This is a genomic window from Hydrogenophaga sp., from assembly GCF_030656115.1.
GTDB lineage: Bacteria > Pseudomonadota > Gammaproteobacteria > Burkholderiales > Burkholderiaceae_C > Hydrogenophaga.
On the sequence record NZ_JAUSOO010000133.1, the window covers coordinates 117,992 to 134,527 of the forward strand.

A 16,536-nucleotide genomic window follows, 5' to 3' on the forward strand; every position below is an offset into this window, starting at 1 on the left:
GTTCATATCAGGGAAATATCAGGGTTTCGAAAAACGCTGAAACCCGCATAAACACAGGGGTTCCGGGCGGTTTTGCTGCGCTGGTTAGAAAAATCAGGCTTTCCCCGAACCCTCCCCGAAATTCTGTGGAGTCTCGCGCACGCACGTCAGGGGCGCACGCGTTGCGCGTGTGTATGTGTTGTGTATCCGGGGGTTTCTGGTGTCTGCCTGGCGCTGCCTGGTGGACCGCTGCGGCCTGGCAGTCACCACAAAAAGGTAGGCGCTGAGCAAGGTTGCTCAGGCGTTTCGGCCTGTGTAATTGGCCTGTGTAATTTCGGTGTAAATCACTGCCATTTAGGCCTGTTTTCGAGGGCGTTTTGAGGCTCATTCCCCTATGAAGGCCTGACGCTCGACAGCCTTCACACGGCAGGGGTCGCAGGTTCGAACCCTGCACCGCCCACCAAAATAAAACCCCCCGCAAGTCAATGGCTTGCGGGGGTTTTGTTTTGTGTGCCCATGCATAGGCGTACATCTGCGGGTTGCCAAATCCTGCCACATGCGATTGCGGGGATCGCCACCGAGGTGAGTGATCAAATGGGTCTTGCAGGCGATAAGCCACGGCATCGAGGCAGTCACCATTGCGCGCCTGTATCGCAAGCACTGGCGTATCCAAGGGATGTTCCCGCGGCTTGAGTCGGTGCTGCAAAGCGAGATCAAGTGTCTGGGGCATCCACGTGCAGCGCTGCTGGGATTTGTCGCCGCGGTGATGGCCTAAACGTGCTGGCCTTGCTCAAGCAAGTGATCGAGCAGGCACACGAGGCCACGCATTCCGAGCTGGATGTGTCCATCCTTTCGCCTGACGGTGGAGATCAACCGTGGTTATGAGGCGATGGCTTTGGGATTGCCGCCCGAGCATCTGCCGCAAGTTGGCGACTTGGCGCCGTGCCAGTTCATGGGGCGCTTGTTGTTGCTGGCTGTTCGCCTCAAGCCCAGACAGTTGACAACCAGCAAGCGCGCAGCCAAACCACAGATTCCGAAAGTCTTTGTAGACGGCGGCCTCGCTCGTTCGCATGTGGCAACCTCTCGGGTTATCAAGGCTGGAGGGACAACACCTTGAAAGGGGTGATGCCAAGCCCGACAATCTTGCAGGTTAAATTTTAAGAAAAAAATGCAATTTTCAAGGTTTTTTCCGCATTGTGGGATTGAACTTCAAAAAGTGGAGTTTAGGTCAGAGCACTGAAAGCAAAATCTCAGATGATCTAACGATTCAGTTGGTCTGCCATGCAAACCAGCAGGATGCCTACAACGATACCTGGAGAAACAACTTTGAGCACTCAGCAACCCACCATCATCTACACGCTGACCGACGAAGCGCCGCTGTTGGCGACCAGTGCCTTTTTACCGATCATTCGCGCGTTCACCGCACCCGCTGGGATCAACGTTGAGTCCAGCGATATTTCGGTGGCGGCTCGCGTGTTAGCTGCGTTTCCTGAATACCTGACTGAAGATCAGCGCGTGCCTGACACGTTGGCTGAGCTGGGCAAGCTGACGCTGAAGCCAGAAGCCAACATCATCAAGCTGCCTAACATCAGTGCATCGGTGGGCCAGTTGGTGGCTGCCATCAAAGAACTGCAGGGCAAAGGCTACGCGTTGCCCGATTACCCTGAGGCACCCAAAACCGAAGAAGAAAAAGCTATTCGTGCCCGGTATGCGAAATGCATCGGCAGCGCAGTGAATCCCGTGCTGCGCGAGGGCAACTCCGACCGCCGTGCGCCGCGTGCCGTCAAGGAGTTTGCGCGTAAGAACCCCCACAGCATGGCCGAGTGGAGTCAGGCCTCGCGCTCGCACGTCTCGCACATGCACCATGGCGACTTCTACCACGGTGAAAAGTCGATCACGCTCGACAAAGCGCGTGACGTCAAGATGGAGCTGGTGACCCAGAGCGGTCAGACCATCGTGCTCAAACCCAAAGTGAGTTTGCTGGACCGCGAGGTCGTTGACAGCATGTTCATGAGCAAGAAAGCCCTGGAAGATTTCTACGAAAAAGAGATCGAAGACGCTCGCAAGACCGGCGTGATGTTCTCGCTGCACGTCAAGGCCACCATGATGAAGGTGTCCCACCCCATCGTGTTTGGTCACTGTGTCAAGATTTTTTACAAAGACGCATTTGCCAAGCATGGCGACTTGTTCAAAGAGCTGGGCGTCAACGTCAACAACGGCATGGCTGATCTGTACGCCAAGATCGCCAGCTTGCCTCAGAGCAAGCAGGATGAGATCAAGCGCGACCTGCACGCATGCCACGAGCACCGCCCTGAGCTGGCCATGGTCGACTCGGCCAAAGGCATCACCAATTTCCACTCGCCCAACGACGTGATCGTGGACGCGTCCATGCCCGCCATGATTCGCAACGGCGGCAAGATGTGGGATGCCAACGGTCGCTTGAAGGACGTGAAGGCCGTCATGCCTGAATCGACCTTTGCCCGCATCTACCAAGAGATGATCAACTTCTGCAAATGGCACGGTGCGTTTGACCCCAAGACCATGGGCACGGTGCCCAACGTCGGTCTGATGGCCCAGCAGGCCGAAGAATACGGCTCGCACGACAAGACCTTCGAGATCAGCGAAGACGGCGTGGCCAACATCACCGACCTGGCCACCGGCGAAGTGCTGCTCTCCCAGAATGTGGAAAAGGGCGATATCTGGCGCATGTGCCAAGTCAAGGATGCTGCCATCCGCGACTGGGTGAAGCTGGCCGTGAACCGCGCACGCCACTCGGGCATGCCGGTGGTGTTCTGGCTGGACCAGTACCGCCCGCACGAGGCACAGCTGATCACCAAGGTCAAGATGTACCTGCATGAGCACAACACCGCTGGTCTGGATATTCAGATCATGAGCCAGGTGCGCGCCATGCGTTACACGCTGGAGCGCGTGGTGCGTGGGCTCGACACGATCAGCGCCACGGGCAACATCCTGCGTGATTACCTGACCGACCTGTTCCCCATCATGGAGCTGGGCACTTCGGCCAAGATGCTGTCCATCGTGCCGCTGATGGCGGGCGGCGGTATGTACGAAACCGGTGCTGGTGGCTCTGCCCCCAAGCACGTGCAGCAACTGGTGGAAGAAAATCACTTGCGTTGGGATTCGTTGGGTGAGTTCTTAGCGCTGGCTGTTTCGCTGGAAGACCTCGGTACCAAAACCGGCAACAAATCGGCCAAGATCTTGGCCATGACGCTGGACGCCGCCACCGGCAAGCTGCTGGACACCAACAAGAACCCGTCGCCGAAAACCGGCCAACTGGACAACCGGGGCAGCCAGTTTTACCTGGCCATGTACTGGGCCCAGGCACTGGCAGAGCAGACCGAAGATGCTGCCCTGGCCGCCAAGTTTGCCCCGTTGGCCAAGCAACTCACCGACAACGAGCAAACCATCGTGGCCGAACTGGCGGCCGTGCAGGGCAAGCCGGTGGACATTGGCGGTTACTACAAGCCCGACTTTGAGAAGCTTGAGGCCGTGATGCGCCCGAGCCCCACGCTCAACGCTGCGCTGGAAACACTGCCAGGATAAAGCGACGGGCCTGACCGCCGTGTTTCACGCCGGTCAGGCCCTCACAGCCTTCAAAGGCGATCAGAACAGCTTCGGCTGTACCGATCGCCTTTTTATTGGCGGGGCGCAGCTCGTTTGGGTGGCTCTGTGCGCCACCCGCTTCAGATCACTTGGGGCGGCTGAACGGCGCGCCACCCAGCTTGGCGCCGGCCTGGATGCCGCGCTTGGCAAACCAGCCCTGGTTCATTTCCAGCACAAAGCGCACGGGCTGGGCCGAGCAGTGCGAGTCGAGGGTTTGCGGTTTCATGTCCGCGAGGTTGACGATGGTGCCGTCGTCGGCCACAAAGGCAGCGGTCAGGGGCAGCAGTGTGTTCTTCATCCAGAAGCACTGCACACCGGCTTGCTCAAAAGCAAACAACATGCCTTCGTTGGTGGGCATCTCCTGGCGGTGCATCAGCCCAATGGAGCGCTGCTCGGGGGTGACCGCTACCTGGGCGTTGATCAGATGCATGCCTGCTGACAGCGACACCCGTGGCAGCTGGGTTTGTGGTTGGTCTTGAGGCCAGGCGGGTCGGGCGCTCAGGGCCAGCAGGCAAAACAAAGAGGCTAGACGTCGGTTCATGGTTCGAGTACGGTGGTCGTAGGCGTTGCGCATTGTCCGTCATTCGCCGGTGCCCTGGGCAGATGGGCTTGCAGCCACAGCGCGGGCCCTGTGGGCCATCGATCGGCACTAGAATTTCTGATCGTACCCGTGGTGCCAGGGCTTGGCCCCGGCATCGTGGGCCCCAGCCTCGCCCCTTGCCTTCACGGAGACCCGACCCATGTACCAGCACATCAAAATCCCGGCCCAAGGCGAAAAAATCACCGTCAACGCCGACATGTCGCTGAACGTGCCCGATCGTCCCATCGTGCCTTACATCGAAGGTGACGGCACGGGCTTGGACATCACACCCGTGATGCTTAAGGTGGTGGACGCGGCTGTGGCCAAGGCCTATGGCGGACGGCGGCAGATTCACTGGATGGAGGTGTACGCCGGTGAGAAGTCCACCCGGGTGTATGGCCCCGACGTGTGGCTACCCGAAGAAACGCTGGCGGCGCTGCGTGAATACGTGGTGTCCATCAAAGGCCCGTTGACCACACCGGTGGGCGGCGGCATCCGGTCACTCAACGTGGCGCTGAGACAGGAGCTCGACCTCTATGTATGCTTGCGCCCGGTGCAGTATTTCAAGGGCGTTCCATCGCCTCTGAAAGAGCCTGAGAAAACCAATATGGTGATCTTCCGCGAGAACTCGGAAGACATCTACGCTGGTATCGAATACGAAGCCGAATCGGACAAGGCCAAAAAACTTATCAAATTCCTGATGGAAGAGATGGGGGTGACCAAGATCCGGTTCCCGAACACCTCTGGCATCGGCATCAAACCCGTTTCGCGCGAAGGCACCGAGCGCCTGGTGCGCAAGGCCCTGCAGTACACGATCGATAACGACAAGCCCAACCTCACCATCGTGCACAAGGGCAACATCATGAAATACACCGAAGGTGGCTTTCGCGACTGGGCCTACGCGCTGGCACAAAAGGAGTTTGGTGCCGAATTGATCGACGGCGGTCCGTGGTGCAAATTCAAAAATCCGAAAACAGGGCGTGAAATCCTCGTCAAGGACAGCATCGCCGACGCCTTTCTGCAGCAAATCTTGTTGCGTCCGGCCGAATACTCGGTGGTGGCTACGCTGAACCTGAACGGCGACTACATTTCGGACGCGCTGGCTGCGCAGGTGGGTGGTATCGGCATAGCGCCCGGCGCCAATTTGTCCGATACCGTGGCCTGTTTTGAAGCCACCCACGGCACGGCACCGAAATACGCGGGCAAGGATTACGTGAATCCGGGTTCTGAAATTCTGTCGGCTGAAATGATGCTGCGCCACATGGGCTGGACCGAGGCCGCAGATCTCATCATCGGATCGATTGAAAAAACCATTGCCAGTAAAAAGGTCACCTACGACTTTGCCCGTCTGATGGAGGGCGCGACCCAGGTCAGTTGCTCCGGGTTTGGTGCGGTCATGATCGAAAACATGTAACGCCAAGACTCTTGGTGCTTTGCGGCCAGCAAGGTCTGCCGTGAAGCCCGGTCAGAGCGAAAAAGCCACCAAGAAGCCGCGTTTTTGCGGCGGTTGTGTTTGGGAGTGAGCCTCACAATGAGAGGATGAAAATGGAGTTTTCCTGTGCTCGACAAGGTGTGCTCAGGGTGGCGCCCCGGGTGGTGGAAGGGTTTCCCTATGCCCGTTGGCCATCGGGGATGGTCGCACACCGCTAGAATCAATTTCATGGCAACCCAGAACCCCAAAAAAACCGAAAACCCGGTCTCTCCACCCCACGTGGGCAGCGACGACTCGGTGGTGCTTGAACGTCGCACGCAGCGCACCAAACCGCCGCAAATGTTTCAGGTGGTGCTGCTCAACGACGACTTCACGCCCATGGAATTTGTGGTTCACGTCATTCAGGAGTTTTTCAGCAAAGACCGCGAAACCGCGACCCAGATCATGTTGAAGATCCATCTGGAAGGCAAAGGCATTTGCGGGGTTTATTCCCGCGATGTGGCCAGCACCAAGGTCGACCAAGTGCTCCAGGCCGCACGCGGCGCGGGGCATCCGTTGCAGTGTGTGAGCGAACCCGTTGAATAAAGGCGGAACCACCCCACTTGTTGGCGATCCTCTCTGATATCCCGTTTTCCGAACGTCAGCTTTTCAAATCACCCACAGCCCAAAGGACGTGTCCATGATTGCCCAGGAACTTGAAGTCAGCTTGCACATGGCCTTTGTCGAGGCCCGCCAGCAACGCCACGAATTCATCACTGTCGAGCACCTGCTGCTGGCGCTGCTCGACAACCCCAGCGCCGCCGAGGTGCTGCGCGCCTGTTCGGCCAACATCGACGACCTGCGCAAGTCTTTGACGAATTTCATCAAGGACAACACGCCACAGGTCGCCGGCACGGACGAGGTGGACACCCAGCCGACGCTCGGTTTCCAACGCGTCATTCAGCGCGCCATCATGCACGTGCAAAGCACGGGCAATGGCAAGAAAGAGGTCACCGGTGCCAACGTGCTGGTGGCGATTTTTGGTGAAAAAGATTCCCACGCCGTGTACTACCTGCACCAGCAGGGTGTGACGCGCCTGGACGTGGTCAATTTCATCGCCCACGGCATTCGCAAGAGCGACCCGCCCGAGGCCGCCAAACCTGGCGAGAGCGCGGCCGAGAACGAAGAGCAGGGCACTGAGGGGAAGCAAAACGAGAAGGCCTCACCGCTGGAGCAGTTCACCCAGAACCTGAACCAACTGGCCAAAGACGGCAAGATCGATCCGCTGATCGGGCGCGACTACGAGGTCGAGCGCGTCATTCAGATCTTGTGCCGCCGCCGCAAGAACAACCCGCTGCTGGTGGGTGAAGCTGGCGTGGGCAAAACCGCCATTGCCGAGGGCCTGGCCTGGCGCATCACCCAGGGCGATGTGCCTGAGATCTTGGCAGAATCGCTCGTGTATTCTTTGGACATGGGCGCACTGCTGGCCGGTACCAAGTACCGCGGCGATTTCGAGCAGCGCCTCAAGGGCGTGCTGAAGTCGCTCAAGGACAAGCCCAACGCCATTTTGTTCATTGACGAAATCCACACCCTGATCGGTGCGGGTGCGGCGTCTGGCGGAACGCTGGATGCCTCCAATTTGCTCAAGCCTGCGCTATCCAGCGGGCAAATGAAGTGCATTGGCGCTACCACCTTCACCGAGTACCGTGGTATTTTCGAAAAAGACGCTGCGCTGTCGCGCCGGTTCCAAAAAGTGGATGTGGTCGAGCCAACGGTGGAACAAACCGTGGACATTCTCAAAGGCCTGAAGTCGCGCTTTGAAGAGCACCACAATGTCAAATACGCTTTGGCAGCGCTGCAGGCTGCGGCCGAACTCAGCGCCAAGTACATCAACGACCGCCACCTGCCTGACAAGGCCATCGACGTGATCGACGAGGCGGGTGCCGCTCAGCGTATCTTGCCAGCCAGCAAGCGCAAGAAAACCATCAGCAAGACCGAGGTCGAAGAGATTGTGGCGAAGATCGCCCGTATCCCCCCTGCCAACGTGTCCAACGACGACCGCGGCAAGCTGCAGACCCTGGAGCGCGACCTGAAAAGCGTGGTGTTCGGGCAGGACAAGGCGCTGGAAGTGCTGGCCTCCAGCGTCAAGATGGCGCGCTCGGGTCTGGGCAAGAGCGACAAGCCGATCGGTGCTTTCCTGTTCAGCGGCCCCACCGGCGTGGGCAAGACCGAAGCCGCCAAGCAGTTGGCCTACATCATGGGCATCGACCTGATCCGCTTCGACATGTCGGAGTACATGGAGCGCCATGCCGTGAGCCGCCTGATCGGTGCGCCTCCCGGCTATGTGGGCTTTGACCAGGGCGGCCTGCTGACCGAAGCCATCACCAAGAAGCCGCACTGCGTGCTGCTGCTCGACGAGATCGAGAAGGCACACCCGGACATCTTCAACGTGCTGCTGCAGGTGATGGACCACGGCACACTGACCGACAACAACGGGCGCAAAGCCGACTTCCGCAACGTGATCGTCATCATGACGACCAACGCGGGTGCCGAGACCATGAACAAGGCCACCATTGGCTTCACCAACCCGCGCGAAGCCGGCGACGAGATGGCCGACATCAAGCGCCTGTTCACACCGGAGTTCCGCAACCGCCTGGACGCCATCGTCGGTTTCAAGTCGTTGGACGAGAATGTCATCATGCGGGTGGTGGACAAGTTCTTGTTGCAGCTTGAAGGCCAGTTGACCGAGAAGAAGGTGGAGGTCACCTTTACCGACGCGCTGCGCAAGCACCTGGCCAAGAAGGGTTTCGACCCGCTCATGGGTGCGCGACCCATGCAACGCTTGATACAGGACACCATCCGCCGTGCCTTGGCCGACGAGCTGCTGTTTGGCCGCCTGACCGATGGTGGTCGTCTCACGGTGGACTTGGAAACCAAGACCGGGGAAGACGGTAAGGAAATCCAGGAGGTCAAGCTGGACATTCAACCGCTGCCGAAGAAAGAAGGCAAGGCCAAGCCAGAAGAAGCGACAGCGGGTTGATCGGTTCCCTGGACGGTTCCAGGATATGTTGCGCCCCACCGAATACCCAAATCTCTGCTGCAGTTGCAGGCCTCTTTTCGGCGCGGAACCTGACTGAACAGGTCTCTCTGACTTGATCAAAAAACCCCTCAAAGCACCGAGTTTTTGAGGGGTTTTTGGTTGTGAAAAGGCCGTTTGTCGCCTGTTGCCAAGTTGAACATGAGGAGCAAGCACGTTCACTTCCCACTTTTCGGGGGTGCTATTCTCAATCACCTTGTCTGTGTGGCGCTTGGGTCGCTTGTTGGCTTGACTTTTGATTGAGCAAAAAGCAGTTGCACCGGTCTTTTTTAGGGTTGCAAAAACAAAATGGCTACCTTCAGTGTGGGTCAACAGCCGGATGGCTTTTCAGATCAAGAACGCCTGAACGATGTTGCGGAGGTTCGCTCTGTTCCAGCTCTGGACGTGGTGGCAGGGCAGGGGTTGAGCATGGTGCCGTGGTGGGGGCAGCGGTTGGTGGGTTTGCTGTTGTTGTTGTGTGCCCTGCTGCTGGCGCCAGCAGCAACGTTCGCGTCGCCTGTTTCTTGGCGCAGCATGGCCTTTTTTTACGGTGCCGACATTCCTTGGGAGACATTGGGCGGTTTTGACGCCGTGGTGGTCGAGCCTGACCATGTAGACGGGGCTGGCTGGGCGCAGCGCCTGAACCCGCAAGCCGATGTGGTGGCATATATTGCGCTGGGCGAGGTGCAACCCTCGCGTTCTTATTTCAAAGATATCCCGTCGGCCTGGTTGCTGGGAGAGAACCGGGGGTGGGGTTCGCGCGTTGTTGATCAAGCAGCGCCCGACTGGCCCGCTTTTTTCGTCGAACGTGTTGTGGGTCCTTTGTGGGCCAGGGGCTTTCGCAGTTTCTTTCTGGACACGCTCGATTCCTATCAACTTGTAGCACGCACGCCTGAAGCGCGCACGGCCCAGGAAGCCGGCATGGTGCGTGCAGTGCGCTTGCTCAGGCAGCGCTACCCGCAGGCACAACTGGTGTTCAACCGGGGTTTTGAAATTTTGCCCGAGTTGCACGCGGAGGTGAGTGCGTTGGTGGTTGAGTCGATGTACCAAGGCTGGAGCGCCGAGCGTCAAGCCTATCAAGGGGTTCCTGAGGCCGATCGACGCTGGTTGTTGCCGCATCTGCTGCGCGCCCGAGACGAATGGCGGCTGCCCGTGGTGGTCATTGATTACGCGCCGCCCGAGCGCCGAGATCAGGCGCGTGAATTGGCTCGCCGTATTCAGGGCGACGGTTTCATTCCTTATGTCGGTGTACCGTCGCTGGATGCTGTGGGCGTTGGCCCGCTGGAGGTGGCGCCGCGCGAGGTGCTGGCCTTGCACGACCAGCGAGGCGGCTGGGATGCAATTTCTCAACACGAGATTCATCGATTGGGCGAGATGCCCTTTAACTATTGGGGCCTGAGTCACAGTTATGTGGCCTTGCACGATGGTGTTGGCATGGCGCGTGTGGCAGCACAACCGTTGGCTGGACGCTATGCAGCGGTGCTGGTGTGGGCTGGTGTGGCTGACATGGCGGGTCATGCTGCGTTGGGGCAGGTGGTCAAGGCTGCGCTGGCTCAAGGTGTACCGTTGTTGTTCATGGGTGAGCTGCCCGAAGCGCCTGATTGGCAGCGCTGGGGCCTGGGCGGTTGGGTTGAGCCCGACGAAGATCCGCCGACGCCCTGGGCCTGGTCGCGGCCAGACGGATCCGCACCGTTTGAGTTCGAACCCGAGGTACCGGAGCAGTGGCTCGGTGGTAGTCAGGCGCCAGAGGGCTCGACTGTCTGGCTGCGCCTGAACGGGGGCGAAGCAGGCACCGATGTGGTGGCTGTCACCCCCTGGGGTGGTTTTGCGCTTGACGAGGTCCAGATCCGCCGTCTTCCAGGCAACATGGGTGAGCGCTGGGCCATCGATCCGATCGCTTTTGTAGCGGCTGCATTGCGCCTGCCTCCGGACTGGCCGGTGCCTGAGCTCACCACCGCCGCCGGACGTCGGCTCGCGCTGATCCACCACGACGGTGACGGATTTGCCAACCGCGCCGAGCTACCAGGCGCGCCACTTGCCAGCGAGGTGATGTACGAGCAGTTTTTGCAGCGCTACCGCCTACCCACCACGGTGTCTTTTATCGAGGGCGAGGTTTCGCCACAGGGGCTGTTTGCGGCGCTGGCGCCGCAGCTCAAAGCGGTGGCCCGCCGAATGGCAGCGTTGCCCCATGTGCAGCTTGCGACCCACACCTGGGGTCACCCTTTCTTTTGGGGCGCATTGGAGCGGGGCGAGCAGGCCGACCGTGGCTATGGTGTGGCGCTGCGCCTACCGGGGTACAGCTTTGACGTGGAGCGTGAGATCGTCGGTTCGGCCCGCTTCATTGAGCGGGAGTTGGCACCACCGGGTAAACGGGTACGCATGTTGTTGTGGAGTGGAGACACCAACCCGCTGGAGGCACCGCTGGCGACCGCCGCAGGCGCGGGCTTGCTTAATATGAACGGTGGCAATACTTGGCCGACAATGCAGGAAAACACGCTTACGCTGGTATCGCCGCATGCGATGCGCAAAGGTTCCTGGCTGCAGGTGTACGCGCCGATGCAGAACGAAAACGTCTACACCAACCTCTGGACTGGGCCTTACTATGGCTTTTCGAGGTTGCTGGAAACCATTGCGTTGACGGAGTCGCCGCGCCGCCTTAAGGCGGTCAACCTTTATTACCACACGTATTTGTTTTCCAAACCGGCTGGCGTGGCTTCGGCTCACCAACTCTACCGGTGGATTGAAACGGAGCACGCTTCCGGGCGGATCGGTTTGGTGCATGCGACCGACTACGCGCAGCGCGTGATTGATGCGCGTCGCAGTACCGCCGCGCGGGCGCTGGATGGCTCAGGCTGGCAACTGCGCTCGGCCGGCATTCTTCGGCAATGGCGCCAGACTGGGTTGGCGCCTGAGCCACAGGTGGATCCCGCACTCGGTTTGGTTGGCCATCTGGCGCAGGCTGGGGTGCGCTACCTGCATCTGGGTGCTTCCGAAGCGTGGCTGCGACCCACCACCGGCACCGAGCTGGTGCCGCGTCTGGTTTCGGCCAACACCGAGGTGCGTTCGCTGCAGCGCCTGCTGCCTGGTACCTGGCGACTGGCCTACGAGGCCCTGATGCCGTTGCAGGCCTTATGGTGGTTGCCACCGGGTTGTCGCCTGGAAGTGGCTGCGCCGTTGATCGCTGAACCGTTGCCTGATGGTCTCTGGCGTGTGCGTGATCGTGCGCAACCTGTGAACCAAGCCTATGAGACACCTCGGTCGCACGCCGTCGATCTCCGTTGCACCGGGTGACCCGGGCCGGCTCAAGCCGGTGCCGCTGGTTGCGTGGTTGGGTCTGGTGGTGGCATCAGTGGCCGCGTTGGTGTTGGTGTTTCCCAAGGGGACTCTGCACGATTACATCCGGCGTGAAGCCGCCGCCGGGCGCGCTACCTTGGTGCTGGAATACCTGCGAGTGCTGATTCCGACCGAACCGGATAACTGGGAGTTGCACCTGTTGCTGGCCGAGCGCCAGGCGATGGAGTTGCGCTGGGACGAAGCCGCACGAGCGCTGGCGCTGGCGACACGGTTGGCCCCGCCGGAACCCGAGGCGCAGGTGCGACTGGCCGCGTTGGAGGCGCAGGTCTGGCGGGGCCGCCTAAAGTCTGCACGCGAGGCCATGGGCAGGGGCGATGCGGGTGTGTTGCAGGCGCTGGTAGCGACCCAGGGTCGGACGCTGCAGCAGGCGCTGGCGCAAGCGCAGACCTTGGCCGCTTGGCAGGCCGCCCGGCAGGCTCTGCGTGCAGCGTTGGCCGAGATAGAGTCCGACCTGCCCGAGCTGGCTGCCGAGTGGCGTGCGGCGCTGTCCAATGTGGCCCCGCGCTTGACTGGGTTGCGTTTTGCTCAGGCCAGCGACGCGGTCGAGGCCGCACGGCTGGCCTTGTCCGAGGGCGATGCTGGCGTTGCTGCCGAACTGTATTCGCGAGCGCTTGCTTTGTGCGGGCAGCAGGCCGCCTGTTTGGTGCACTGGCGTGCGGCGGTGGCCAACCGCTTGGCCAGCGGAGAGCCTCAGGCCGCCTGGCCTTGGGCGCGTGAAATTCTGGGTGAACCCGCAGCTTACGGTGAGCCCAACTTGGGCTGGGAGCTGGCACGGGTGGCCGCTGCCGCAGGCCAGCCCCGCGCTGCCGCGACCGAGCTGAAGCTGTTCTGGCCCGACGATGCGGCGCTGGCACTGTGGGCACCTCGGGCCACTGCCGATGACTGGGCCTTGGCGTGGCAGCTCAGTGCCGGTGGTGGAGACCTTGTGTTGGCCGAACGTGTAGCTGCTCAAGCGCTGGCCAGTGGCCAGCCGCCACTGTGGGGCGAACGCCTGGCGCAGGTGCGTGAATGGACGGGGCGGCCGCAGGCGGCGCTTGAAGCTTGGCTTGCGCAATGGCATCGCGCTGGCAGCGAGCAGGCTTTTGTACACGTGCAGCGCTTGGGGTCCATGCTCTACGACGACCAGGCTTTGCTGGATGCCTGGCGTCTGCGCCAGCAGCGGCGGCCATTGGACGATGTGGTCCTGCGGCAGTTGGTGGCACTCTATGAACGCGTGGGCAACCCCGAGCAGGCGTTGGCGCTGATGGACGATCGGCTGGTGCGGGCCCGTGGTGCTGACGACGCACCCGTCTGGCAGCTGGAAATGGCCGAGCTGCTGGTGCGCATGGGCCAGACGCCGCGCGCGCTCATCAAGTACGACTTGGCGCTGCCGGGTGGTCTCACCCAGGTTCAAGCTCTGGCGGCGGCGCGCGTTGCGTTGTGGGTCAATGATGCCGAGAGGGCCCTGCGTTACCTGAAGGCCGCTGACGATGGCGCCGAGGTCCAAGAAAATAACGCCGAGTTCGTTGGGCTGCTGGCCGACGTGGCGTGGGACCGAAGCGAACTCGATCTCGCGAGCGCCGCGCTGGCCCGGCTGGTTGCGCAGGGACGCGAAGCGCCCTACCAGGCGGTGCGCTGGCTGATGCGAATGGCCAAGGCGGAAAATCCGCGCTGGCTGACCGAGTCGGCACTTTTGTCTCAGCGCCATCCCCGTGAGGCTTCTGTGCGTGCGCAGTGGCAGGCAGCGGTGTTTTCCTTGGGCACACGCGCTGAATGGACGGCATTCTGGACCGCACAGACGCCGGCGGTGCAGGCGCAACTTGGGCGTGATGCTGCGTTTTTGGCTGCACGCGCCTGGTTCTGGCAGCGCTTGGGCGATGGTTTGCGCGCAGTGACTGACATGGAGGCCGCCGCTACGCTGCGCCCGCGCGATCGTGGGTTGATGAGCGGGCTGTTGTGGATGTTGATCGATGGACGCGACCGCGCCGGGCTGCGCCAGTGGCTACCGCGTGCGCAGGCCCTGCTGGGCGGGCGTGACGCCGAATTGCGTGAGGCCATGATCGCCGGCTGGTTGCAGCAGCGCGAACCAGCGCGTGCGCTGGCGCTCATGCAGCCGCAACTGGTCAATCGCCGCAACGACCCGCTCTGGTTGTTGGGCTACGCAGACGCGCTCTACCAGAGCGGGCGCGAGGCACAGTCACAGCGGTTGCGGCGCCACGCTTTTGCCCTGCTGCGCACGCGGTTGCCTGCGCCAGGTACGCCGCTGGTGGCGCGGGGTGGAGACGCTGCCAACGAAGCCGCCCGCCAGCGCTTGCTGGCCTGGCTCGGGTTGGCTGCCAACGAAGCCCAACCGGCCGAGCGCCGCCAGGCCTGGGCATTGCTGCTGGCTGAGGCGCGCGCAGTACGCGACTGGCATGCCCCGCAGGCTACGCCGCTGCGCGAGATGTTGGGTTTGTGGCTGCTGGCCAGCGAGCAGCCCGAACTGGCCCGCGCCTGGCTGTGGCGGCAACACGCCTGGCAGTTGGCAACGCCCGCTTATCAGGGTTTTGCCGCTGCGCTGCAGCAGGAAGACACCGCCGAACTCGCCACTTTGCTTGATGAGGTTGCGCTACGCGCTGCGCGTGCCGATCGGGGCCTGCGCGGCAGCCGTGACGCAGCCACCGAGCCGCAGACGGGTGGTGCACCGGTTGACAGCGGAACTCCGTCATCCCCATCAAGCGTGCGGCGGGTGGGGGGTAAGGTGGCCGGTCCTGCTGGTGAGACCGATCCCAAGGATCTGCTGAGCGCGCTGCGCCGCCTCGACCGCCTGCAAGAGGCTGCGCGCGAGGGCAACGAGATGGCTCAGCGCCTGCCCGAGGGGTTGCCAGAAGATGTGGCCTTGCTGTTGCAGCAAGACTTGGTGGTGCGAGCCAACCGGGTGCGTGTCACCGTGGCCGAGCGGCCCACGCAACAACTCGATATTCAAGCCCAGCAAGCCTGGGGCCGAGTGCACTTGGACAGCGGCCTGCGGCTGGAGTGGTCGCTTGATGCACGCCGCGTGCGAAGCGCCGACCCGAACGTGTTGCGCACCGAGGGCCACACGATACAGCGTGACGTTTCTTTGGACCTGCATTGGGCCAATGCCAACGGTCATTGGCAGATTGGTGCAGGGGCGCTGCAGGGGCCGGCGGCACATGCGACCATACGGTTGCGCTGGGAGCGCCAGCTCAACCCAGGTGCGGTGCTGGCTCTTGAGGCTGCCTTGGCCGAGCGCAGCCAGGAAAGCGAGGCCTTGCGCGCAGCCGGTCGGCAAGATCGGTTACAAGCTACGCTGAATCTGCGCCCGACGCAGCAGATCGACCTTTCGACCGAGCTGCAGTGGTTGCGCCTGTCCAGCGCATGGGGCCGTTACCAGGGCCAGGCCGTGCACTGGCGCAGTGGTGCTTATTACTATCCGCACCGCGATCCCATGGACTGGCGCCTGGGTTTGCAGCTGCAATGGAGCCGCACGCGCGCTGATGGCAGACCCGATCCGCGCGCGTCTTGGTTGCTGCCCAGCGGCGTTGCGCCATCCCCCAGCGACTTTGTGGGGCGGGGTGCCTTGGGCGTGCGGCTGAGCACTGGTTGGGGTCTGGGTCACGAGTCGTCGGAGCTTTATCGGCGCGATGTGCGAAGCTGGGCCGAGGCGTCCTGGGCTCGGTCCAGCACGGGAGACAGCGGCCCTGCGCTGCGTGCTGGCCTGCGCGGCGGGCTGCTCGGGCGCGATCAATGGCACCTGAACTGGCATTGGGACGGCAGTGGCGCTGGTCGGGCGCGCCGCGAATGGCAGGCGAGTTATGAATTGTTGTTTGACTAAGGAGATACAGCACGATGCAAACACCCGAAAATACGATACGCCGCCGCCCGTTTTGCCGGCTGTTCCTGGCCGTGGGGTTGGCTCCACTGGCCGCTTGTCAGGCACTTACGCCGGGTTCTTCGGTGCAGGTCGGTGAGGTCTTTGGCCCACTGCCTGCCGACGCCGGTGTGGCACTGTTGCCAGTAGCCAACTACACCGACGTGCCGCAGGCCGGTTTGCGCGCACTGTCTTTACTGGAGCCGGCGCTGCGCCTGCGTGGCGTCCAGCGTCTGTTGCTTTACCCGTCTCGGCTGGGCAATGAGAGCTTGTTCGAGCCGGGCGAACAGAAAGCACAAGAGTCTGCTTTGACTTGGGCGCGTGAACAGGGTGCGCGGTATGCGGTGCTCGCCGCAGTCAATGAGTGGCGCTACAAGACCGGCATCGACGGTGAGCCGGCGGTGGGTCTGGCTCTGCAGGTGCGCGACCTTGGCAACGACCAGACCGTCTACGCCGCCAGTGGCGGGCGAACTGGTTGGGCTCGCGAGTCGCTTGCGGCGGTGGCACAACAACTCATCCATGAACTGCTCGCTGGCTGGCGTCGGTCTTCGGGTCGCTGATGGGCGAGCCCAATGAAACAGGCGGGACCTCAACGGCCTCTGCGTCAGACCTGGCATCAAGCGTTGCACCAGAGGAAAACACCGTCGAGGCGGCACTGTGGC

General features: G+C 61.7%; 10 protein-coding genes and 1 tRNA gene. 10 read left to right on the forward strand and 1 reads right to left on the reverse strand.

What is annotated here, in order from left to right; translation table 11 throughout:
* Positions 1 to 349 precede the first annotated feature (349 nt).
* The 4 genes from Q7J58_RS17760 to Q7J58_RS17775 all read left to right on the forward strand — a co-directional run bounded on the left by Q7J58_RS17760 (position 350) and on the right by Q7J58_RS17775 (position 3,543).
* Positions 350 to 442: transfer RNA gene (locus Q7J58_RS17760), tRNA-Ser, on the forward strand.
* 123 nt (positions 443 to 565) lie between these two features.
* The gene (locus tag Q7J58_RS17765; protein WP_304830857.1) at positions 566 to 754 is read left to right on the forward strand and encodes a hypothetical protein; all 189 of its coding nucleotides are present in this window, start codon (positions 566 to 568) and stop codon (positions 752 to 754) included.
* A 63-nt stretch (positions 755 to 817) separates the two neighbouring features.
* Positions 818 to 1,096 (forward strand): hypothetical protein, encoded by a 279-nt coding sequence (locus Q7J58_RS17770; protein ID WP_304830859.1) that lies wholly within the window; start codon positions 818 to 820, stop codon positions 1,094 to 1,096.
* Positions 1,097 to 1,305: 209 nt separating this feature from the next.
* On the forward strand, positions 1,306 to 3,543 hold the full coding sequence (locus tag Q7J58_RS17775; protein WP_304830860.1) for an NADP-dependent isocitrate dehydrogenase: 2,238 nt from the start codon (positions 1,306 to 1,308) through the stop codon (positions 3,541 to 3,543).
* Between the two features lie 145 nt (positions 3,544 to 3,688).
* On the opposite strand, the gene Q7J58_RS17780 is transcribed toward Q7J58_RS17775, so the two are convergent.
* Positions 3,689 to 4,144 carry a DUF192 domain-containing protein gene (locus Q7J58_RS17780; protein ID WP_304830862.1) on the reverse strand — a complete coding sequence of 152 codons (456 nt, stop codon included), beginning with the start codon at positions 4,142 to 4,144 and terminating at the stop codon, positions 3,689 to 3,691.
* A gap of 199 nt (positions 4,145 to 4,343) precedes the next feature.
* Between Q7J58_RS17780 and icd the strand changes: the two genes are divergently transcribed.
* The 6 genes from icd (at position 4,344) to Q7J58_RS17810 (ending at position 16,434) form a co-directional block, all read left to right on the forward strand.
* A complete protein-coding gene (gene icd / locus Q7J58_RS17785; protein ID WP_304830864.1) occupies positions 4,344 to 5,597 on the forward strand; it encodes an NADP-dependent isocitrate dehydrogenase in 1,254 nt (417 codons plus the stop codon).
* 237 nt (positions 5,598 to 5,834) lie between these two features.
* Complete coding sequence (gene clpS / locus Q7J58_RS17790; RefSeq protein WP_304830935.1) at positions 5,835 to 6,200, forward strand: ATP-dependent Clp protease adapter ClpS; 366 nt, start codon at positions 5,835 to 5,837, stop codon at positions 6,198 to 6,200.
* Between the two features lie 94 nt (positions 6,201 to 6,294).
* Positions 6,295 to 8,634 carry an ATP-dependent Clp protease ATP-binding subunit ClpA gene (gene clpA / locus Q7J58_RS17795; protein WP_304830866.1) on the forward strand — a complete coding sequence of 780 codons (2,340 nt, stop codon included), beginning with the start codon at positions 6,295 to 6,297 and terminating at the stop codon, positions 8,632 to 8,634.
* A gap of 570 nt (positions 8,635 to 9,204) precedes the next feature.
* Entirely contained in the window at positions 9,205 to 11,961 is a 2,757-nt protein-coding gene (locus Q7J58_RS17800) for an endo alpha-1,4 polygalactosaminidase (protein WP_304830868.1), read from the forward strand.
* Positions 11,915 to 15,838, forward strand: a complete 3,924-nt coding sequence (locus tag Q7J58_RS17805; protein ID WP_304830870.1) for a tetratricopeptide repeat protein — start codon at positions 11,915 to 11,917, stop codon at positions 15,836 to 15,838. The genes Q7J58_RS17800 and Q7J58_RS17805 overlap by 47 nt, the downstream gene beginning before the upstream one ends.
* A gap of 14 nt (positions 15,839 to 15,852) precedes the next feature.
* On the forward strand, positions 15,853 to 16,434 hold the full coding sequence (locus Q7J58_RS17810; RefSeq protein ID WP_304830872.1) for a penicillin-binding protein activator LpoB: 582 nt from the start codon (positions 15,853 to 15,855) through the stop codon (positions 16,432 to 16,434).
* Positions 16,435 to 16,536: the final 102 nt, after the last annotated feature.